The organism is Vibrio sp. A11, assembly GCF_013048705.1.
GTDB lineage: Bacteria > Pseudomonadota > Gammaproteobacteria > Enterobacterales > Vibrionaceae > Vibrio > Vibrio metschnikovii.
The window spans coordinates 256102-277143 of the sequence record NZ_VHSI01000003.1 but is presented as its reverse complement, the minus strand read 5'-3'; the positions used below and the strand labels follow the sequence as shown (position 1 = coordinate 277143).

General features: G+C 43.5%; 21 protein-coding genes. 9 read left to right on the top strand and 12 right to left on the bottom strand.

The genetic code is table 11. The features are described from left to right. Nucleotides 1-103 precede the first annotated feature (103 nt). On the bottom strand, nucleotides 104-1207 hold the full coding sequence (locus FKQ60_RS05505; RefSeq protein WP_212752388.1) for an MFS transporter: 1104 nt from the start codon (nucleotides 1205-1207) through the stop codon (nucleotides 104-106). A 340-nt stretch (nucleotides 1208-1547) separates the two neighbouring features. Between FKQ60_RS05505 and FKQ60_RS05500 the strand changes: the two genes are divergently transcribed. Beyond that, nucleotides 1548-2462: a VirK/YbjX family protein gene (locus FKQ60_RS05500; RefSeq protein ID WP_170906167.1), complete on the top strand. Its 915-nt coding sequence runs from the start codon at nucleotides 1548-1550 to the stop codon at nucleotides 2460-2462. Nucleotides 2463-2673: 211 nt separating this feature from the next. On the opposite strand, the gene FKQ60_RS05495 is transcribed toward FKQ60_RS05500, so the two are convergent. Beyond that, nucleotides 2674-2904: a VF530 family protein gene (locus FKQ60_RS05495; protein WP_083797782.1), complete on the bottom strand. Its 231-nt coding sequence runs from the start codon at nucleotides 2902-2904 to the stop codon at nucleotides 2674-2676. 257 nt (nucleotides 2905-3161) lie between these two features. Here FKQ60_RS05495 and FKQ60_RS05490 point away from each other — a divergent pair, with 257 nt between their 5' ends. The 3 genes from FKQ60_RS05490 to FKQ60_RS05480 all read left to right on the top strand — a co-directional run bounded on the left by FKQ60_RS05490 (nucleotide 3162) and on the right by FKQ60_RS05480 (nucleotide 6015). Further along, nucleotides 3162-4343, top strand: coding sequence for a YbfB/YjiJ family MFS transporter (locus FKQ60_RS05490; RefSeq protein WP_170906166.1), 1182 nt, complete (start codon nucleotides 3162-3164; stop codon nucleotides 4341-4343). Continuing rightward, nucleotides 4337-4921: a glutathione S-transferase family protein gene (locus FKQ60_RS05485; RefSeq protein WP_170906165.1), complete on the top strand. Its 585-nt coding sequence runs from the start codon at nucleotides 4337-4339 to the stop codon at nucleotides 4919-4921. Before FKQ60_RS05490 ends, FKQ60_RS05485 begins: the two co-directional genes overlap by 7 nt. Nucleotides 4922-5001: 80 nt before the next feature. Further along, on the top strand, nucleotides 5002-6015 hold the full coding sequence (locus FKQ60_RS05480; RefSeq protein ID WP_170906164.1) for a lipoate--protein ligase: 1014 nt from the start codon (nucleotides 5002-5004) through the stop codon (nucleotides 6013-6015). A 58-nt stretch (nucleotides 6016-6073) separates the two neighbouring features. Here the strand turns inward: FKQ60_RS05480 and FKQ60_RS05475 are convergent, their stop codons facing one another. Together FKQ60_RS05475 and FKQ60_RS05470 are read right to left on the bottom strand one after the other, a co-directional pair. After that, nucleotides 6074-6751, bottom strand: a complete 678-nt coding sequence (locus FKQ60_RS05475; protein WP_170906163.1) for a response regulator transcription factor — start codon at nucleotides 6749-6751, stop codon at nucleotides 6074-6076. A gap of 1 nt (nucleotide 6752) precedes the next feature. Further along, complete coding sequence (locus FKQ60_RS05470; protein WP_170906162.1) at nucleotides 6753-8342, bottom strand: HAMP domain-containing sensor histidine kinase; 1590 nt, start codon at nucleotides 8340-8342, stop codon at nucleotides 6753-6755. Nucleotides 8343-8503: 161 nt separating this feature from the next. Here FKQ60_RS05470 and FKQ60_RS05465 point away from each other — a divergent pair, with 161 nt between their 5' ends. Further along, nucleotides 8504-9070, top strand: a complete 567-nt coding sequence (locus FKQ60_RS05465; protein ID WP_170906161.1) for a phosphoribosyl-AMP cyclohydrolase — start codon at nucleotides 8504-8506, stop codon at nucleotides 9068-9070. A gap of 205 nt (nucleotides 9071-9275) precedes the next feature. Here FKQ60_RS05465 and FKQ60_RS05460 read toward each other — a convergent pair whose 3' ends face one another. The 5 genes from FKQ60_RS05460 to FKQ60_RS05440 all read right to left on the bottom strand — a co-directional run bounded on the left by FKQ60_RS05460 (nucleotide 9276) and on the right by FKQ60_RS05440 (nucleotide 14962). Then, on the bottom strand, nucleotides 9276-10043 hold the full coding sequence (locus FKQ60_RS05460; protein WP_170906160.1) for a potassium channel family protein: 768 nt from the start codon (nucleotides 10041-10043) through the stop codon (nucleotides 9276-9278). A gap of 45 nt (nucleotides 10044-10088) precedes the next feature. Further along, nucleotides 10089-11024, bottom strand: coding sequence for a Gfo/Idh/MocA family oxidoreductase (locus FKQ60_RS05455; RefSeq protein ID WP_170905329.1), 936 nt, complete (start codon nucleotides 11022-11024; stop codon nucleotides 10089-10091). 151 nt (nucleotides 11025-11175) lie between these two features. Next, nucleotides 11176-11706: an MltR family transcriptional regulator gene (locus FKQ60_RS05450; RefSeq protein ID WP_004396869.1), complete on the bottom strand. Its 531-nt coding sequence runs from the start codon at nucleotides 11704-11706 to the stop codon at nucleotides 11176-11178. Between the two features lie 59 nt (nucleotides 11707-11765). After that, nucleotides 11766-12914 (bottom strand): mannitol-1-phosphate 5-dehydrogenase, encoded by a 1149-nt coding sequence (locus FKQ60_RS05445; protein WP_158145233.1) that lies wholly within the window; start codon nucleotides 12912-12914, stop codon nucleotides 11766-11768. A 98-nt stretch (nucleotides 12915-13012) separates the two neighbouring features. Continuing rightward, nucleotides 13013-14962 carry a PTS mannitol transporter subunit IICBA gene (locus FKQ60_RS05440; protein WP_170905320.1) on the bottom strand — a complete coding sequence of 650 codons (1950 nt, stop codon included), beginning with the start codon at nucleotides 14960-14962 and terminating at the stop codon, nucleotides 13013-13015. Nucleotides 14963-15753: 791 nt separating this feature from the next. Here FKQ60_RS05440 and FKQ60_RS05435 point away from each other — a divergent pair. Next, nucleotides 15754-16701, top strand: coding sequence for a M23 family metallopeptidase (locus FKQ60_RS05435; RefSeq protein WP_170906159.1), 948 nt, complete (start codon nucleotides 15754-15756; stop codon nucleotides 16699-16701). Further along, a complete protein-coding gene (locus FKQ60_RS05430) occupies nucleotides 16605-17060 on the top strand; it encodes a polymer-forming cytoskeletal protein (RefSeq protein WP_212752386.1) in 456 nt (151 codons plus the stop codon). The genes FKQ60_RS05435 and FKQ60_RS05430 overlap by 97 nt, the downstream gene beginning before the upstream one ends. On the opposite strand, the gene FKQ60_RS05425 is transcribed toward FKQ60_RS05430, so the two are convergent. Both FKQ60_RS05425 and FKQ60_RS05420 read right to left on the bottom strand, forming a co-directional pair. After that, nucleotides 17061-18734, bottom strand: a complete 1674-nt coding sequence (locus FKQ60_RS05425; RefSeq protein WP_170906170.1) for an RluA family pseudouridine synthase — start codon at nucleotides 18732-18734, stop codon at nucleotides 17061-17063. 94 nt (nucleotides 18735-18828) lie between these two features. Further along, a complete protein-coding gene (locus tag FKQ60_RS05420; RefSeq protein ID WP_154170845.1) occupies nucleotides 18829-19413 on the bottom strand; it encodes a LysE family translocator in 585 nt (194 codons plus the stop codon). Nucleotides 19414-19519: 106 nt separating this feature from the next. Between FKQ60_RS05420 and FKQ60_RS05415 the strand changes: the two genes are divergently transcribed. Then, a complete protein-coding gene (locus tag FKQ60_RS05415; RefSeq protein ID WP_040905225.1) occupies nucleotides 19520-19963 on the top strand; it encodes an Lrp/AsnC family transcriptional regulator in 444 nt (147 codons plus the stop codon). Nucleotides 19964-20000: 37 nt separating this feature from the next. Here FKQ60_RS05415 and FKQ60_RS05410 read toward each other — a convergent pair whose 3' ends face one another. After that, nucleotides 20001-20264, bottom strand: coding sequence for a DUF3012 domain-containing protein (locus tag FKQ60_RS05410; protein ID WP_170905319.1), 264 nt, complete (start codon nucleotides 20262-20264; stop codon nucleotides 20001-20003). Between the two features lie 341 nt (nucleotides 20265-20605). Between FKQ60_RS05410 and rbsD the strand changes: the two genes are divergently transcribed. Further along, nucleotides 20606-21025, top strand: coding sequence for a D-ribose pyranase (gene rbsD / locus FKQ60_RS05405; RefSeq protein ID WP_170906158.1), 420 nt, complete (start codon nucleotides 20606-20608; stop codon nucleotides 21023-21025). Nucleotides 21026-21042 lie beyond the last annotated feature (17 nt).

Genomic DNA, 21042 nt, shown 5'->3' with positions numbered 1-21042 from the left:
AGCCAACCAAAATTAGTGTGCCAATGAAGCAGAAGCGTTGCATGATGAACCCCGGCTTCTTGGAGCAAGTCTTGTTAGCTGGATTTAAGTTGGCGGCTAAATTCTAACCATTCATGCGGACGCCCTGACCTTCTAAGGCCGCTTCTAAAGCATAAGCAACCGTACTAGAGCAATTCTGATGCGTTATATTATAAATCGGATATTGACGATAACTTTCCCAAAAATTTAGTAAAGCATCGCGATTATAATGTTCAAACATAATCTTTTGATCGGATTCACACCAGTCTGCAGCTTCAGTTTGATAGTCTGATAAAAACCGTCCAGGTACATTATTATCTGGTGTTGCTCTTAATAGGCGAAAAAAGTCAGCCGCTTTGCGATCGATATCTTCCTCTGGGTATAAGCTTACATAAAGCTCCGAGGGTAATTCTAATGAGGCGTGACCTGTCGAAATAGTACCATTTTTATCAACCGCAGCAATATAACGATTAATAATTGGACGTGGTAAGGGAGGCGTGCTTGCTGAACCGACAGGTGTCCAAATATGAATGGTTAAAGGCTGCTGGAGAGACTGAGTGGCTCGATGTGATACCTTCGATACGGTGTTCTGTTTGATAGAGTCGAGAGATAACTTAGGGTTGATAATGTTAAATATGGTGAATCCTTTTGCTATATAACGAGATCGAGTAGCAATCGATAAAGCACTTACGCCAGTACCAATCATAATTAAACCGATAAAAAAAGATAGTGTCGATTGATGATGAGTTAAAATAAAAAATGAAAACAACATTTGGAATATTCCCCATGTAAGAGTAATTTTCCATCGATAGAATCGGACGATCCAAGCAGAAGCCATAGCAAAGGATCCGGTAATAAAATAAGCGAGAACAAAAATCGCTGAGATAATTTCGTTACTGTATCCATTATTTATTAATAAAATATAGGAGAAAAATAAAAAAACAATTCCCTTACATAATAGTAAGTGGTTTTTATTTTTTATGCTGCATAGAGCAATGCTTAAGGTCATTAAGCTTTCAAATAATAAAATAAGACCAAAGGTATTCTTAGGTAATAATAGCTGTTGATTCAATCCATCAAAAAAGATAAAGGTACCAGTCATCACCCACAGAGTTCCGAAAAGCCATAGGTAAAGTGAGTGTTTTTTAACAAAGTCAGAACCTAAAAGTAGTAAAGCAATCTGTAACATTTTGATCCTATTATTCTTTAACGACGGCGAAGACATGAAGATAAAAATATCTTATGAATGGAGTCTACCTAAAATCTGAACTAATGATTGTCTGCATATGTCGCCTTCTGTCTTTTCCATTTTTATCAATATGAGGATTGGGTCATTTTCCGTCTTTTTGATGGTTTTTTATTGAGGTGTTATTTTTTAAGTTATTGTATAATAAGAGTTATTTTCCCATACAATCCCATACATTAGTTACCGAGTATGAAGCAATAAAACGCTGTATAATTGCGATCATGTCTATTGACTCTGGTGAGTGATTTATCCCACCACTGACGAAGTGTGAGTAATAAATACTATGTTGACTAATATCCAGTACGATCTACCTGAATGGGCGGCAAAAATTTATCCAGAGAGCAAAGGCTGGGATCGTATTCGTAAAAACTGGCGTTTTCGTTTATGGGCATTGTTGCACCCCCAAGCTGTGCGGCGGATGTTATCAATGCTTGAGCAGCCTATTCTCGCTAAGGTGCTGAATGACAATCCACAGCTATTAGAAAAACCACTAAAACCCTACCTCTGTGTTGATTTATCGCTAATGCAAAGGGTGGAGCTCCTTGAGCAGCATTTTTTATTTGTAGCTGAGCGTTTTGGTGAGCATTGTACGGAGATCATGTCCGACCAAGGTGTGAGCTTATTATGTATCGAAGATAAAAATGGCGAAGCTTATGATATCCGTTTAAACCGAGGAGCCAGTCGTGAGGGGTCGATTGGTTTAAGGTTAGTGAATCAAGTGGGGACTATTATTTATTCGATCAGCTTTCATTTTTCTGATCACGGTAAGACTATGCATATCGGAGCCTTGCAAGGCCCAAGTGATAAGATTGAAAACCGTCAGCAAATTATTAAAGATTTAACGCGTACAGTACATGGTTTACGGACGAAAGCATTAATGGTTGAGTTAGCTTTATTAGTGTCTCGTCAGTTGGGTGTTGAGCGCTGTTATGCGATTTCTAATCGCGGCCATATTTACCAAGCGCTGCGTTATATTGGTTCCAAGCGTAATAAAGTCAGTTTTGATTATGATGAGCTATGGACAGAATATGAGGCAGAGAAAATCAGTCGTTATAGGTATCGCGTTGCGATGATGCCAGCACGTAAAGAGGTTGAGACCTTAAACCGTAATAAACGTCGTCTGTATACCAAACGTTATCAATGGTTAGATGAGTTAGAGTTAGCTATTGGTGAGCGACTTAAGCAATTGAGCTGTTAATTATTCAAATTGTACAACAATATCCTTTCATAATGTCACGTCTATAGTAGATAAAGGGCTGCTCAGCCCTTTATTTAATCTATCCCCTTCCTATTTGAAGCTGCAGCGGTATTGGCTACGTTTGTTCACCCAATCACATAGCCTATCTATGTGCATGGGGACTCACTCACTTGCCGCCTACCTGCAACTCCAAGTTGTTTGGGTATATGGTTTAATGAAAGGTCTCAATATAGAGATTTTCTACCTTACTTCTTGCCCATTCTGTACGACGTAAAAACTTCAAGGAAGATTTGATTGACGGATCGCTTTTAAAACAGTTTAGGCTAATTCGTTGCGCTAATCCTTGCCAGCCATAATGTTCTACCAATTGAGTCAGAATTTTTTCTAATGTTAGGCCGTGTAAAGGATTATGCGGCTGCGCATGCGGATCGTTTGTGTGCATAAAAATAGCGTAAGTGATGATTGAGTCGTCAAGTATAGCGTGCTTAGTCATAAATGTGCAGTAGGGCTGATCTTTGCATCATCAAGATGTCAAGTTGTTGATTATTTGTTAGTTTATGGTTTCTTTTTGTGGCTGCTTTCTACTTATGGCGTTTAGCATAGGTTATATCGAACCATCATTGCTGAGCGGCCAAATCAACTCATGAGTCAAGGAATCGATGAGCAGAGTGAACGTTAAATGGCTGAATGAGCTTTAATATGCGATCAACGAATGCCTTATTAGTATTGATGGTTGGTATGAGTTCGACGCTGATTGGCATCGGCTTATCTCGCTTTGCATTTACCCCTTTAATACCGATGCTATCGAGCGAGGGATGGTTTTCGGTCGCTGAGACCAGTTACCTCGGTAGCTTGAATTTACTGGGCTATTTGATTGGTGCCTTGAGTGCTCATCGTTTAGCGCAGCAGATCGGAGATCGCTTATTATTGACCGTTGCTGCTTTGGTGGTCAGTGTTAGTTATTTTGTCTGTTTTTTGCCTATCCACTATCTGTGGGTTGCTAGTTGGCGAGTTCTTGCTGGTGTTGCTGGTGGGCATTTAATGGTTATTGGCCCTGCATTCGCTTTGCTGCATAGCCATAAAAATCATCGCAATGTGGTTATGACCATGATCTTCATGGGCATAGGTTTAGGTGTAGTACTTTCTTCTGCGATTATCCCGCTCCTACTTCGTTTTAGTCTTTCGATAACCTGGTTGGCTATCGGTAGTCTCTCTTTGTGTATTAGTGCTTTGATGATATTCGGCTTATGGCAACTGCCAGCTATATCTCACTCATCTTTATCCTCGGAACCTTCATCGTCTTTTGCTACTGGCGCTGTTTGGTTAGTGATTGCGGCTTATGCGCTTGATGCTGCCGGTTTTATTCCGCACACCATTTTTTGGGTTGATTATTTGGTTCGTGAGCGGAACTTCACGCAACCACAAGCGTTATGGTTGTGGTTTGCCTTTGGCGGCGGCTGTCTCAGTGGACCATTGATTGCCAAATGGTTGGTATCGCAATTATCTTGGCACAGAGCGCTCTGGGTTGCTTACGCACTAAAAGCGTTCGCCATTCTTTTGCCAGTGCTGACCGCGATGCCAGTGTTACTTTTTTGTTCAGCTTTCATCGTCGGAGCATTGACACCAGGTATTGTCGCGTTAACCGCAGGCCGAATTGCTGAGTTAGTTGGCACGACACGGCATCAATATTATTGGGGTAGGGCAACGGCTAGTTTTGCTTTATTACAAGCATTATCGGGTTGGGGCATGTCCTTTTATTATCAAAAAGTGGGTGAGTACGCCCCGCTATTTATCACGGCGGCACTATTAATGTTATTCGCTTTGCTTTGTATCTGGGCAAGTCCATTTTTTCGATCAAAATCGGTGAAACAGTCATGTTAACTCTCTATTTAAATGCCACTTCTCCTTATGCCCGCTTAGTGCGCATTTGTGCACTAGAAAAACAAATTCTGTTAAATTTAGCCATGGTCGATCCGTGGGGTTCACCGGATACACTTTTGCAGGTTAACCCAGCGGCAAAAGTTCCCGTGTTAATCACGGACGCAGGTGTTGCCTTGAGTGAAACCTTACTTATCCTACAATACTTGGATATTCACTCTCCTTGTGCGCCGAGAATGGATGACAACGAGCAAGTGATGCAATGGTTAGGTCTAGGTCAAGCATTAATGGATAGTGCTTTTCAAACCGTCATTGCCAATAAGTATAATGAGCTTAATGGTGGGGAACTTGCTCAGCGTCGCCATCGTGCAATAGAGAGGATTTTGACTCAACTTGAGAGTGAATACTTACTTTTAATCCGTGGTACGCTAACGGTTGCTCATTATTCTATCGCGGTTGGTTTGGCTTATCTTGACTTTCGTTTGAGCGAACTCAATTGGCAGACGGCTTATCCACAATTAGCAAGCTGGTACGCGGATATCGTACAGCGCCCCAGTTTTCAACAAACTCAATTTTCCTAGTGAGCCTACGGATTTCTGCTCGCTATCTTGAGTCATGCTCAGTACGATAACGGTTTGTTCAATAGCAATGTGAATTAGACATGACTCGTACCCGTATTCTTATTTCTGAATCAACCAATCCTTGGTTCAACTTAGCGGTTGAAGATACGATTTTCCGCTCGATGCCCGCCGATCAGCGTATCCTGTTTTTGTGGCGCAATGCCGATACTGTCGTTATTGGACGAGCGCAAAATCCATGGCGGGAGTGCCGAACTGAACGCATGGAACACGATGGGGTGAAACTGGCGCGCCGACAGACGGGTGGTGGCGCGGTTTTTCATGATTTGGGCAATACTAATTTTACTTTTATGGCTGGCAAACCTGAGTACGATAAACAGGTGTCGACGCAGATTGTATTAGCTGGATTACAACAACTGGGTATTCACGGCGTTGCTAATGGGCGTAATGATTTGGTGTTGCAAGATGAGGAGGGGGTGCGCAAGTTCTCTGGCTCAGCCTATCGAGAAACGATCGATCGTGGCTTTCATCACGGCACTTTACTCTTGAGTGCAGACATGAGCCGCTTAGCGGATTATCTTAATCCTGATCCCAAAAAACTGCAGGCGAAAGGGATTACTTCGGTTAAATCTCGTGTGATTAACCTTAATAGCGTTAAAGCGGATATTGACCACCAGCAAGTATGCGATGCGATCATCCACGCTTATTTACAGCATTACCAACAAGATGCCCAAGTTGAGTACATTTCTCCTGAACAGTTTACTAATTTGCCTGATTTTGAAGATAAGTTTTCGAAACAAAGCAGTTGGGATTGGAACTTTGGCCAAACCCCACCTTTTACTCATCATTTGGATGAGCGTTTTACATGGGGAGGAGTAGAAATCTTTCTCGATGTTGAGCAAGGAGTGATTCAGCAAGCGACGATTTTCAGTGATATGCTCGATCCTTACCCGATGGAGCGATTAGCCCAAAAAATGACTCATATACCCTATGATCGCTGTGCTATTGCTTTGTGCATTGAGCAATTAGCGCAGCAACACTCAGAGTATGCAAAGGAGCTGCAAGAGTTGTCAGCATGGATAGTGACTGCTTGTTGAGTATTGACTGAGTGAGCCATCCTCTCTTATTCCAAAACCAAACATAGCCAAGCCACACTTACTGATCGGCTTGTAGATAATAACCCATGCCGCGTTTGGTTTTGAGCAGCGGGGCGGTGAAAGGGTCGTCAATTTTTTTGCGTAATCGGCGCATGTAAACATCGACCACATTGGTTAATGGATCTTGATGCATTCCCCAAACGTTAGCCAGAATTCGCTCGCGACTAAAAATATGCCCAGGTTTATTCATCAATAATTCCAAAATTGACAGCTCTTTGGCGGTCAACTCAATGGGTTGATTGTCTCGTGTGACCTGCATTGTTGGCAAACAGAGCACTAAATTTGCGACTTGTAGTGTGGGTAATGGACTGGATTCAGAGTGACGTCGCTGTAGAGCATCTAAACGAGCCAGTAACTCTTCAAAATGGAATGGCTTAGCAAGATAATCGTCTGCGCCGGTACGCAAGCCTTTGACTCGTTCATCGACATCGCCTAGGGCAGAGAGCATTAAGATGCGTACATCAATGCCTGCCGAGCGAATTTGTTGGCAGATGGTCAGTCCATCACAATGAGGTAGCATGCGATCTAAAATCAGCAGATCAGGTTCATAGCTGATGACCGTTTCTACTGCGTATTGGCCATCATTCAGGTGTTGGATCTGATGACCTTCTGCTTTTAAGCCTCGTTCGATAAAACTTGCGATTCTAGGATCATCTTCAATTAATAAAATGCGCATCCTAAACCTCTTCCAGTGGAAAACTAAGGGTCACTTGGCTACCTTGATTAAGCTGGCTAGCGATCTTGATCTCGCCATTTAATTGTTTAGCCATGCTCTGAGCTAAGGTTAAGCCTATACCGAGTCCGTCAGGACGATATTGTTTGCCATTGTTAGCGCGAAAATAGCGTTCAAAAATACGCTCAAGGTCATCGCTAGCGATACCAATACCTTGATCGCTGAGCTGAAACAATACTTGGTTGGGTTCGAGCATTAACGTTAGTCCAAGTGGCTGTTTTTTCGGGTCATAACGTAATGCATTATCAACAATAATACGGATAATCATTAATAGTTTATCTAAGTCGGTATAGCAAATCAGCGTTTGCCAATTGGCTTGTGCTGGATGAGTCGACTCAACGATAACCTGTTGCGAGTTGGCGAGTAAGTTCGCTTGCCGCCCAACCGCTTGCCAAATCGTCTCAAGTGTCATCGCGGTGAGAGTCGGCTGAAATAATTGTTCATCTTGGCGGATCAGCATTAATAGATCATCAATTCGGTAAGATAAATGCGTCGCTGACTCGTTAATACGTTGTAAAGTTTGCCGATACTCGTCATCACTATTGTGACGACTGCGTAGGGTGATTTGCGCTTCGCCTAAAATCGCTGTCGCAGGGGTACGTAGCTCGTGGCTGACGTTGGCAAAGAACTCTTTTTGCTGATGTTTGGCTTTTTCTAGGGTTTGCAGTGCTTGAGCGAGCTCTTGGGTGCGTGCGGTCACTTCTTTTTCAATCAGCTGGCGCGAAGCCATTTCCTGTTGCTGAGCTTGCTCTAGGCTTTGTGCCATATAGTTGAAGTGGCGAGCGAGGGTTTTTAGCTCATAAGGGCCACTGATGGTGATTCGGTGATCCAGTTGACCTTGCTCTAACGCGGTAGTGCTTTTGACCAATTCCGCCAATGGTTTTGATAAGGTTCTCAGTAGCCAGCCACCGAGTAATCCACCTAAAATCACGCCAATCACGGCGAGACTGATGATCACGCTTCTCACGTTCGATAACGCGCTCATCGCTGCACTTTCATAACGAGCAGTACGCTGTTGTTGCACACTGATCGCTTGATTGAGTAACTGGCGAAGATCGGTGTTATCTACTTGATCAAAGGATTGGCTAAGTAGCAGCCAGCGCTCATCATCATCGGTAATTTTAGCGATTTCCCATGAGCGTAGCGCCTGTTTTAAACTGGCGAAGTTGGTTTCAAATAAAGAGATGACTTTAATTTGCTGAGTGATCTCCGCAAAGTCTTGCTGAGTTAAACTCTGTTGCTGGGCTTGTTCGGTGAGCTGATTGAGCTTTTCCAGTAAATCTTCAATTTTGGCAAAGCGTAGGTCGCGTTTTAAGGTACTGCCATCTTTTATCAATAGATATTCGGCAAGCCAGATCTTCAATTGTTGTTTTTCGGTACTCAGTTGCATGAAGTTTTGCAAAATTTGGCTAGAAATTTGTCCACGCTGAATATGCTCATTAGCGACCTGATTTGACCAATAAGCCGCTCCTGCCTGAGCCAAAATCAGCGACAGTAAAAGTGCCAATACAAACGATAATTGATAGCGAAACACAGCCATTTCCTCACAGCATAGCGTCAATAACTGCAGAGTAAGCGATTTATGCACTCACGGTAAACCATGTTCATCTTAGGTTAATCTTCGCACAGGGTTTAGGTTCATTGAAGCGCGTTACAGTAGTCACTCAAATTACCTAAACCAGTAAGGCAGAGACTATGCAACGCATCCATAAAACACTTTCTATTTCAGCACTATTATTATCCAGCGTGTTACCGTGGGCAGCTCAGGCTTCTTCGCCGGTTGTGAATAATAATATTACCCATCAAGAAGTGCTCAATGCTCAACAGGCATGGGGCGAGGCATTAATCAATATCAGCCAAACGTATGAAAAGCAAGGCCATGCGGCGGCAAAAACGTTAGCCAGCCAAGTGTTGGATCAAGCTTATGGTTACCAACAAGGCGCGGTACTTTTCAAACCGACGCTCGCCAGTGGTCAGCAAACGTTTCGTACCGATGTGGTTGGAGCGTTAGCCTATTTTGTCGGTGGTAATAGTGATTATGCGCAAGACTCTGGCTTTGCTTTAAAAGGTTGGAAGGAATACCGTTTTGAGAATGCTGCGGTTTATATTAATGGTGATTTAGCCTTGACCATGGGCAATGTCATATTGGTTGATAAGCAAGGGCAAACCACGATGGTGGATAAAAGCTGGGCCTTTAAGAAAGATGAGCAAGGTCAACTTCGCATCGTCTTGCACCACTCTTCTTTACCTTATCAACCTTAAGGCTTAATACCGTTATCCCCTTCCTACTTGAAGCTGCAGGAGTGTTGGCTACGTTTGTTCACCCCAATCACATAGTCTATCTATGCTCATGGGGACTCACTCACTTGCCGCCTACCTGCAACTCCAAGTTGTTTGTGTATAAGCTTCGATACAGAGCCGGTTGCGATGCGACCGGCTTTTTCTATCTGAGCGATTGAATACACTATTATCGGTGTTTAGTATGACTATGATGCAGATGATGTTTGTCCTTTAACTGCTGACGAAACCGAGCGAGATGAAATTGGGATCGAGGTTGCTGACTGCATGTTCTATGACTATGCTGATGCTGTGAATCTAGGCGCTGTTGGTGATTATCATCGACAAAGAAAGAGGCCACGCTCGCGGTTAATAAACCAAAGAGGGTGATGCCCGTTAACATGAGAAACACCGCAACGCCGCGGCCAAAAGCGGTCACTGGATACATATCGCCATAGCCTACGGTGGTAATGGTGGTCATTGCCCACCAAAGTGCATCACTATAATCTTCAATTGGACTGTCGCTGCCTCTCTCCACCAAATAGACAAACGCTGAACTTAGCATCACGGTTAATAAGCTGGTTAAGCCAATAAAACTGAGGGTTTTTTGCCGTAAGACCGCTTTGGTTTGCCGCCAGGTTCTCGGTAAAATAAACAGAATACGTATAAAACGTAATGGTCTTAGGAATGGCATCGCAACAATCAAGACATCAGGCCAATTTTGCATTAAATAGCGGCCACGCTGTTGGCTGAGCAAAATTTTAATGGCTAATTCAGTGGCGAAAACGCCCCACACTAACCAAATCAATTGATTGATAAAGTGGCGTTCTTCTTGGTCTAGCTGAGCGACATCGGGTATTAAAGCCAATAGTACATAAATGAGCGATAAGATAAGCATTGGCACTTCGGTTTTGCTCTCGAAGGCGGCCAGTAATTTTGCGCGTTGTTTTAGGTTCATAATTCTAATGTCATTGTGCGTGGTTTGATAAAAGGTTGTCTGCGTTTAGATGCTATCGGTTAATTGAGTGATACGCGCGCAGAGTGCTTCGGCTAATTGGTGGCTAGCGAGGTTGCGCTCAATGATCGAGTGGGCGAGCTTTCCTTGTTGTATCACCCTGAGCCATTCATCGATCATCGCGCTAAATCCTTTGTTGGTCAGCATCGGTGTCCAATCTGGCGAAGCCAGTCGTTGTTGCTGATTATTCTGCCAGTGTATACCTTCAGAAAAAGAGTGAAATTGATAACTTTGATTAACGAACTGCGCACTAATAGATTCACTCGTAATGCCACATTGTCGATTCATTGAAGCATGCAACAAAGTGGCTCCATGTTGCCATTGAATATCGATTCGCGCTAACTGTTTGCCGGCCATTTGATGGGTGATGTAAGCGTCTTGCAAATCTGCTTTAGCGTAGAGATTGATGCTGTCTAATGGATGGATGAAGTCATCAAACAAGAAGGTACGAATATCACCAGGTAAAGCATGGCGATTTTTCTCCCAGCGTAAGCCGAGTAAGTCGTCTCCTAAGCCTTGCTGTACTCCGACCAAATGTTGATTTAATAGAGGAAGATGGCGACGATTAAACCCGACATAAAGCGGTTGTTGGTATTGTTCAGCCAATGCGTACAATTGTTCGCAATCAGCCGCGCTGTTTGCTAATGGTTTATCGACAAATGTGGCGATACCATGACGTAAGAAAAAAGCCGCAATCTCAGGATGAGCGGCCGTTGCCGCGTGGATCATCACGGCATCGACTTGGAATTTGAGCAGATCTTGATATTGGGTACAGGTTTTAGTAATCCGATATTGAGCGGCTAAATGCGCAAGAGTGTGCTGATTTCGAGTGCAAAAGACCAGTTCAACCTCGGGACGTTGGGTTATCACGGGTAAGTAAGCTTTTTGGGCGATATCCCCCAAGCCAATAATGCCTATTTTGATCATCGTTATCTAAACTGGTTCGCTTCACAATGAGATCAAGACTAACACTTGCTCTAAAAATCGGTAAGTGTATTGCCGAGAAATTGGGAAGACGATCTTTGTCATTCCTAAGATAAATCCGAGAACGAGTCATACAATAGGCCATAATGATTTAGAACGGGCTCTCTTTATTTAACTCATTGCAAACCTCAATAATCGCTAAAGAAAGTCCAGAGCGGATCACTTGTTGTTGGCGCTGTAGTTGTAAGTGATAGAAGTCGAGATCGATGTCGCCGTCAGGATCAACCATCGTCACGGGTAACAACCCTCTGTTTTGGACAAGATTTAATGCTTTTATGGCGTGAATCACTTTAGGATCGGTAAAGCTGTACTCCATGGCATCACTATTCAATTGATTACGCAGTTTGATGATAGCTTCGATATCATGATAAGTGTCATCGGTCACCACGCCTAGGCCATATAAGAGCTTTAAGCGAACAGAAAGGTTACCAAGTGGTCCAGTGTCGTCTAATAATGGCCCAACAACCGATTGCACCGCAAAATTATCTTTGCGAAAAATACGCTGCATCAGTGCATCAACCGCTTGGGTTAATATGTCAACGGTTGTGATAAAAAAGCCACGCACAGAGGGGGCGTTGTTCAGTTGTTCTAAAATATCGATTTCGTCAATTTTCTGTGCCATATACTATCTAATTTAAGGTTGAGATGGGAAGGCGGTGTCCTTCCCATCTTAGTGTCACGTTAAAGCTGATGATAAATTGCTTCAATTTTTTGTACTTCGACACTGTTTTCTTTTAAGCCTGAATAATGTGCCAGCGTTTTTGGGATCCCGCGTTCTTTGAGTGAAGCTTGCAATTCAATGGATTGCGGATCGTTACGGTTGGTATATTTTAGGGCGGCGGCAATCCCTTTCAGTAAGGTTGTATTATCTGTGCCGTACTCTATTGTACCGAGTAATGGCTTGATTAATCTATCATTCGGCCCTAATTTTCGTAGAGGTTGACGTCCAACGCGATCCACTTCATCGACTAAGTAAGGATTTGCAAAACGCGATAAGATTTTTTCGATGTACGCATGATGCATTGTGCGATCAAACCCATAACGCTGGATGAGCACTTCTCCACTCTCTTGCATCGCTTGTTTGACCTCGGCGCGTATCTCTGGGTCTTCAATGGCTTGACGAATGGTATGGTGTCCTTTCAAACAGCCCAAGTAAGCGGTAATACAGTGTCCGGTATTGAGGGTAAACAGTTTCCTTTCGATAAAAGCCATCAGATTTTGGGTGGTTTCCATGCCCTTGATACAAGGAATTTCGCCTTTAAACTGCTGCTCATCGACAATCCATTCACTGAAGCTTTCAACCGTGACGTCAAGTGGATCATCGTTGGCGGCTTCGGCGGGAGGGACAATTCGATCGACGGCTGAGTCAACAAATCCAATATATTGTTCAGCTTTGGCTTGGAGATCAGAGGATAAATACTTAAACACCTCGGTTTTTAAGTGGCTAGTGCCTCGTACCATATTTTCACAAGCGATAATATTAAGAGGTTGTTGATTACCGGCCGCAAAACGCGCTTCAATCCCTTTGGCGATGGTTTTTGCAATCATATCCAATACGGCGGGACCGACAGCCGTGGTGACTAAATCGGTGTTAACCATTCGTTCAATGAGCTCATGGCTCGCGGAGTTAACGGCGGTTACCTTAGTAACGGTATCAATCTGACAGTCATGACCGACAATCTTAACTTTATACTGTTGTTGATGACTAAGTTGATCCACTAAGGGTTCATTAACATCGGCGAATGTGACTTGAATGTGCGCATCGGCGAGTAGTTTTCCAATAAAACCACGGCCAATATTACCGGCACCAAAATGTACTGCATTTTTCATAATTCATTACCTACCAAATAGTGACTGACAAAGATTGGGGTGAGGTCAGCATAAATTACGGGGGATGCTGACCTCGTTTGCCTCAAGAGCAAAGGCAATTAGGCCGCTTGGGCATTGTTCAAAATTGCCAAGATCTCTTTGATGTTATTGGTCGAGGTCAGGGTGTTGATGGCCTCTGGATCATCAAGGGCATTGGTAATGGCAGTAATGACTTGAATATGGTCATCATTTTTGGCGGCAATACCGATCACTAATTTGGCGATATCGTTTTCATCGTCGCTAAATTGGACTCCGGATGGGTACTGACAAATGACAATACCCGTTTTGATGACTCGATCTTTGGCTTCAATTGTGCCGTGAGGAACCGCGATCGATTCACCTAAGTAGGTCGAGACTAATTGTTCTCTAGCAAGCATCGCATCAACATATTCCGGGTACACGTAGCCAAGTTCTACTAGCTTATTACCAGCAAAGCGAATGGCTTCCTCTTTATGGCTTGCGGTTAAACCTAGGTAGATATTGTCTTTCTGTAAGCTAAAAATGGAAGGCTGCTGAGGGTCAAAATATTCATCATTAGCGGCGACTAACGGTGCTTTAATGAGACAACTGTCATTGGCTGCTTTGGGATGTGTGGCGGCCAGCAGTTGGATGACTAATTGGTTATACATGTCGCTATCAAGAAAATTGGTGAGTGATAGATGCTGGGCATTAGGAGCGTGTTTACGTGCTCTGTCAGTGAGATCTTTATGGGTGATCACAATATCCACATCTTGTGGCAAGTTATTGATCGCCAGATTTGTGATGGTGATGTTTAAGCCTGCTGCTTGGGCTTTCTTACGCAATAAACTGGCCCCCATCGCGCTTGATCCCATCCCTGCATCACAGGCCACAATGATGTTTTTGATATGGTTTAGTTTGAGATCATGCTTAGCTGGCGACGGTTTAGCTTGTTCTGCTGTTGTGGATTTTAACGTGTTCATTTGCGCAGTAGCTTTGGCGAGTGAATCTTGATCGCCCTCTTCATCGGTTGAATGCTGAGCTTTCATGAGAATGGCAGCAACAATGAAGGAGACGGCAGCCGCGGCAAAAATAGAGCAGATCACACCAAGCATGGATGCTTTATTGGTCATTAATAAAATGGCAAAAATAGAACCTGGTGAGGCAGGAGAGACAATGCCTGCATTGAATAGCGTTAAGGTAAAGATTCCAGTCATTCCTCCAGCAATCGCGGCTAAGATCAAGCGAGGATTCATCAGTATGTAAGGGAAGTAAATCTCATGGATACCACCGAAAAAGTGAATAATCGTTGCCCCACCAGCGGTTTGACGAGCGGTCCCTTTACCAAACACCATATAGGCTAATAAGATACCTAATCCCGGTCCTGGGTTAGCCTCAATCAGGAAGAAAATGGATTGCCCTGTTTCGCTGGCTTGTTGAATGCCAAGTGGAGAGAAAATACCGTGATTAATGGCATTGTTAAGAAATAGAATTTTCGCAGGTTCGACGAAAATGGATGTTAATGGAAGTAGGTGTGCTGCGACCAAAAAGTTAACGCCAGCCGCTAAAACATCCGATAGCACTTTGACAAAAGGGCCGATTAAATAAAAGGCGATGACGGCGCAGATCATACCGATAATACCAGCAGAGAAATTGTTCACTAACATTTCGAAGCCGCTTTTAATCTTGCCATCAACACGTTTATCAAAGTATTTGATGGCCCAGCCGCCCATTGGCCCGACGATCATTGCGCCCATAAACATAGGAATGTCCGTACCGACGATAACCCCCATGGTGGTTATTGCACCGACAACGGCACCTCGTTCACCACCGATTAACTTACCCCCGGTATAACCGATCAGCAGAGGCAGCAAGTAGGTGATCATCGGGCCAACTAAAGAAGCTAATGTTTCATTGGGTAACCAACCTGTAGGAATAAAAAGTGCGGTAATAAAGCCCCAAGCGATAAACGCACCAATATTGGGCATAACCATGTTTGATAAGAAACGGCCAAAATTTTGTATCTTGACCTTAGCATCTGGTGATAACATATCCGTTCCCCGTTCGATGTTCTAAAGAAGTAGTGTGATAACGGTTCGTCTAAAACCGTTGGTTGCTTAGTACCCAATCAATCTATCACACAATTTTACGTTAGAGCTGACAACGGGTTTTTTGTGATCTATCACGCTATAACTGTCTTTTAGCTGTGCTCATTACGTGATTCTCTTCACCATTTTGCTGTGTAATTAATTTACATCTTCTTTGTTTTTATTTTGTCAACTTATTTTAGTTGCGCCATGTATCAAATTGGGTGATTTCTGTTTGTCTCATATGGTGATCTATATCTCAATTAAGTAACAATGATTGATTTGTTTGAATAATTGTGTGATCTAAGTATCGTGCTGATTTTTGCCTATTATTAAAAAACTAAATAATTGACGATGTTTAAATGATTTCTGTAATTTAAGTACAGTTTGACGAAATGGTGTGAGGATGCATTATCAGAATATTCCTTCACCAATTGTTTTCTCATCTGATGTTGCTGAGTGATGAAGAGGGGTAGTATCGCCTGCCACCTTTGCATACAGTTACAGCGACATTCATTGGCTCTTTATCTATGCTTATGGTGGATGGATTCGTTTGATGTTGATTGGCAATCTCAAGTTGTTTCGGGATATCAATGTCAGACAGAGAGGTAATTTATCGCTACTTATTATAAAAATAAAAAAGAGATCCATGTCAGAAGCTGCTTAACCTAGTATAGCCCAATCAAGCAAAACGTTTAGTCATTGCGGGTTACCTGCTAGAATCCAAGAATTCCACCTTAGTATTAATAGAATCAATGAAAGAAAAGGTTATCGTTTCTGTTTCATCTATCCACGGTACGCGACACTTCCATTTAGGTAAGTGGTATCGGCATGTTTTAAAAACAGTGGGTTATACTCTGCTGGTTGCATTACTGACCATTGGTGGGGTGATCTATTATTTGTCCAGCGAAGTGGATTTTGCCAAATTAAAGCAGCAAGAATTAGAGAGCCAATCCTCTTCATTACTGGGCGAGCTATCTTCACTGCAAGAACTAAAAAATAATTTAGAGCATGATTTACAAGAGCGTGAAGAAAAAATGCAGTTGGTTGCCGATCGATTAGGCGATCTTGAAAAAGTCTTAGGGGTAGAAGACAGTGGTGCGGAATTAGAATCTCGTTTAGACACGGCTGCGATTACCTCTTCGGTCAGAATGGTGATGTTAACCCAAATTCCCAGTGGCGCACCTGTGCATGAGGCAAGAATTTCGTCAGGATATGGTCAGCGAACTCATCCTGTAACGGGTAAGGTACTTTTTCATCGCGGGCAAGACTTTGCGGTTAATATCGGTACTCCTGTCTACGCGCCAGCCGATGGGGTGGTGGAAGTCACTCGGGCGAGTAACCAAGGTTCAGGTAACTTTTTGCGCTTACAACACGCTTATGGTTTTTCAAGCTCTTATTCGCACTTACAAAAGTTTGCGGTGAAAAGTGGCGATTTTGTACAAAAGGGCGATCTGATTGCTTATTCGGGTAATACCGGTCTCTCTTCTGGGCCTCATTTACATTACGAAGTACGTTTTGTCGGTCGACCATTAGATCCCAAACCTTTTGTCGATTGGGGCATTAATGATTTTGAAAGTTTATTTAGTCAAGTAAGAGGTATTCGATGGGAATCTTTAGTAAACAAAGTCGAACTCAGAGTCAGCGCGCAGCTACAACTCTCATCGCAAAAGGCTGTTCAATTAGCGGACAACTCCGGTTAGAAGACAATATTCAAATCGATGGTCTCATCGATGGACAACTGCATGTTATCAAGACGATTGTGGTTAGTGAAAGTGGCGCGGTAAATGGTGATATTTTTGCGCAACATGTGATCATTAACGGTGCATTTGAAGGCACTTGTCACGCCGACAAAATCGAGATTTTAAGTAAAGGGGTGGTTAATGGCACTCTCTATACTGACGATTTGAGTATTGAACAAGGTGGACGTTTCAATGGCATGACTCACCCTGCTGCAGGTGAAAACGTCACTCAATTAGTCGATGCAGTTGACGCCAAGGAAACCAAAAACACGAAAATCCACAAAGAGATAAAACCCGCGACCAAAGGCGCAAGTCTGTAATCAAAAGTCTGCTGGTACTTCAAAGGTCATTTTTTGATGATGATAGGGATGATAAAAGCTTAACTTCTGAGCATGTAGACACAGTCTTTCAGCGGCTTGCCCATACAGATCATCGCCAACGATAGGAAAACCCAATCCATCAGGATGAGCGCAGTGGACGCGCAACTGATGGGTTCGTCCCGTATGAGGGTATAAATTTACTCGGGTTTGGCCTTGTTCAATCGCTACCTTTTCCCACCGTGTCTGCGCCGATTTTCCCGTCTCAAAGCAGACCTTTTGTCTTGGTCTATCGTCTAGATCTGCCGCGAGAGGCAGCGCGATGTCACCGCTATTGTGCTCAAGTTCACCGGATAATAGAGCCACATACTGCTTGTCAATTTGCCGAGTGATGAATTGCTTTTGCAGCGATTTATTCGCGCGACGCGTTAGGGCAAAGACTAATAGCCCGGATGTCGACATATCTAAGCGATGCAAGACAAACGGACCTTCACAGTTAGAAAATTGCTCTGCTAAGCGGGTGAAAGCGGAATCTTTGATGTTCACTCCCGGCACAGATAAAAACTCAGCAGGTTTGTTGATAACGACTATCGCATCATCTTGGTAGACGATCTCAATTTGTTTTCCCTCGGCAGGATTCACTAATAAGGGATTATCCTCTAACGGCATACCTTTGAGCATGTGTGCCAAAATCGGTTGGCACTTACTTTGGCATGCAGGATAAAACTTACCGTGCTGGCGGATCTCCGATTTCGGTGAGCTACCCCACCAAAATTCCGCTAAGGCAATCGGGGTTAATTGGTGCTGAAAAGCATAATGCAGTAATTTCGGTGCTGCGCATTCCCCAGCTCCTGCTGGAGGAACGGGGTTGGCACACTCGGCAAAAATAGCATTAAGGTTTATTTTCTCTCCGTACTGATTGAGAAAAAAATAATGAGAAAAGAGCTGATATTGTAAGCGCGCTGAACGTTGCTTACGCTCTTGTTTAAGCGTTGTGATGGTCTGATTGAGCTGGTTAAGTTCTTCATCTAACGCGGCGATTTTTTGCTGCCATTCAAGCTTCAGCTGTTTTAATTGCCATTTTTCTTGCACGCTTTGCTGGGCAAGCTGGCTGAACAGCTCCTGTTGTTCCGCTGTTGCTACTTGGTTCGATACCATCGCTCGTTGCTGTTTCCGCTGTGCTCGGCTATCGATCATTGCTTTTTGTTGCGCACTAATCGCTTGATTCGCTTGCTCTTGGCAGGTCTGTAAAGCCTCGATGAGAGCATTGTGCTGCTCCGAGTTCATTAGCTGCTTAATTAGCTGATTTATTTCGGCGATATGGTTGGCTTCTGCGCTAAAAAATTCCGTCTGCGTAAAACGATCAAACACTGGCGGTACAAAACCGGGGAGATGATCTTGCTCGGCGAGCTGACCAGAAAACGCAGCGAGATATCCCAATTGCTGTTGAGCATTTTTCACCACTAAAACGCCAAACATTTTTCCGTGACCGTCACTTTGTTGTTCAATGCCAAAAGGGTGGACCCAATCATTTTGTGTTGTTAGATGAGTTTGTAACTGTTTGGCGGCAATCAGCGCTAAAGGATGTGGCTGATAACAAAACGGATAAGTGAAGCGTTCAGGTAATGAGATATTAGTAATGTCAGTGATAAATGGGGTAAAGCAATCGGCAGGCATAGTGAAGACAACGGTGGTTAAAAACAAGGGAGAGTTTACTGCGCTCGGCGTAAAAAGTCAGTATTTCTCCCTAAGCTTTAGCAAAACAACCTATTTACAGCATCGGTAACACAGACAGCAGCAATAATCCGCCCATGGCACCATTAAACCAACGGACATAGCGTGGATGATTCATCCACTGGCTTAGCTGCTTACCGGCCACCGTCCAGACGCTTACCGATGGTATATTGACCATCGCAAATACCAAGGCGATGACCATTAATTGTATCCAACTTGCCTGTTGGTTAAACACACTTACAGCGGTGAGCGCCATTGACCAGCCTTTCGGATTCACCCACTGAAAGAGTGCCGCAGCAGTAAAGGTCATCGGTTGATAACGCTGCGTTGTTTGTGAGGGGTTACTCAAGGCTATTTTTACGGCTAAATAGATTAAGTAGGCGGTGCAGATGATTTGCAGTCCGTATTGTAGCATTGGATAACGATGAAACAGTTCGGTGAGTCCAACACCAACCAGCAGCACCATGATACTGAATCCTAAAATAATGCCCAGCATGTGAGGAATGGTCCGTACAAATCCGACGTTGGCTCCTGAGGTCATGAGCATGATGTTATTTGGACCGGGTGAAAAAGTAGAAACAAACGCGAATGCGATGAGTGGTCCCCATTGTGTGTAATCCATGAGCGGCTCTTGTTAAGTAAATGATGAGAAAATAATAATGGTATTGTTGGGCAATATTGTGTTTATATTTGTTTTTAATGACTTCAATTAGCAATAAAAATGACTTATGGATAGATTTGACGAAAGAATATTGCAAGCGCTTCAGGCGGATGGGCGGATCTCTAATGTCGAGCTTGCCGAGCGGGTAGGGTTATCACCCTCAGCGACACTAAGGCGAGTGCAAGAGCTTGAGCGCAAGAAAGTCATTAAGGGTTATCGAGTGATCGTCGATAAAAGCCAACTTGATATTGGGTTTGTGGCGTATGTTGCGATTGGTTTGAATAGCCATACCAAAAAGGCACAACTCAGTTTTGAAGAGCACGTACGCTTTGCTAAAGAGGTGGTGGAGTGTCATAACATTACTGGAATGAATGAGTACTTACTTCGTGTTGAGACTAAAGATCTCAGTGCTTATAAGCGCTTTCATGCGGATGTGTTAGGTGAATGCCTAACGGTAAAATCCATTAGCACTATGGTCGTCATGGATTCTCCAAAAGATGCCCGCCAGTAGTGAGCATCTTTTCATCCTATTTTTAGTGTCCGAGAAACTAAAAAATACAGTGTTTCGCGTATGAAGTGGCTTGATTGGCTGTCCAATCGCCTTTTGGTTTCTCTTGCATATCCTCACACCACTCTTGACTGCCCACTTCAGTTTGTAATAAGCAGTGTTTAGCAAAATCCACCGCTCCTTGGGCGCTCCATTCACCTTTAGGTTTTTCACGCATCTCTTGGCACCAAGAGCTAGTACCTACTTCGTTTTCACAAGCAGCGAGAGCCAAGGTACTGAGCAATAATAACGCTAATTTTTTCATTGTTGATCTACCGATAAAGAAAACGTAAGTCATGATACCTAATTCGCCCTAGAACAAGCCATGCTTTCTGGTCATTTTTCTGTTTTTCCTACGGCAATTGCGGATATGACTCAGCCGATCATTGATTGGCTAATAAAAATCTCAGTGATCATTCTCACTGTTTATCCATCATCAAATATCGATAAAACGATCCAACTCACAGTCTGATTTTAATCTAGATGCAAAGCAAAAAAGTGGCGTTATTATGCTATCGAAACGTTTCGATGAGTGTTTTGTCAATAATAAACTGTCGAGATGGGTCCTAGCTTCACCTCAACGTGCACTGAAATAAAGGTCAAATAATGAAAAAAAATCTCCTCCTAAACGCAGAGCTCTCTTATCTAGTGGCAACGTTAGGTCATACCGATGAAATTACGATTGGCGATGCTGGTTTACCGATTGACGATTCTGTACAGCGGATCGATTTAGCTTTAACGCAGGGTATCCCGAGTTTTTTGGATACGGTGCGCGTCATCCTTAGCGAAATGCAAGTGCAAGCGGTGCTATTGGCTAACGAGTTTGCTCAAGTCAGCCCTGATTTACATAGCGAATTACTCGCTGAGTTACACCGCGAGCAACAGAAAACAGGCCAACCTATTGCGATTGAGTATCTTAGCCATGATGAGTTTAAAACTCGTACGGTTGCCAGCCGCGCGGTGGTAAGAACCGGTGAGTGTACACCCTATGCCAATGTGATTTTTCAATCGGGCGTGGTGTTTTAGCATTCGATGTTGTGATT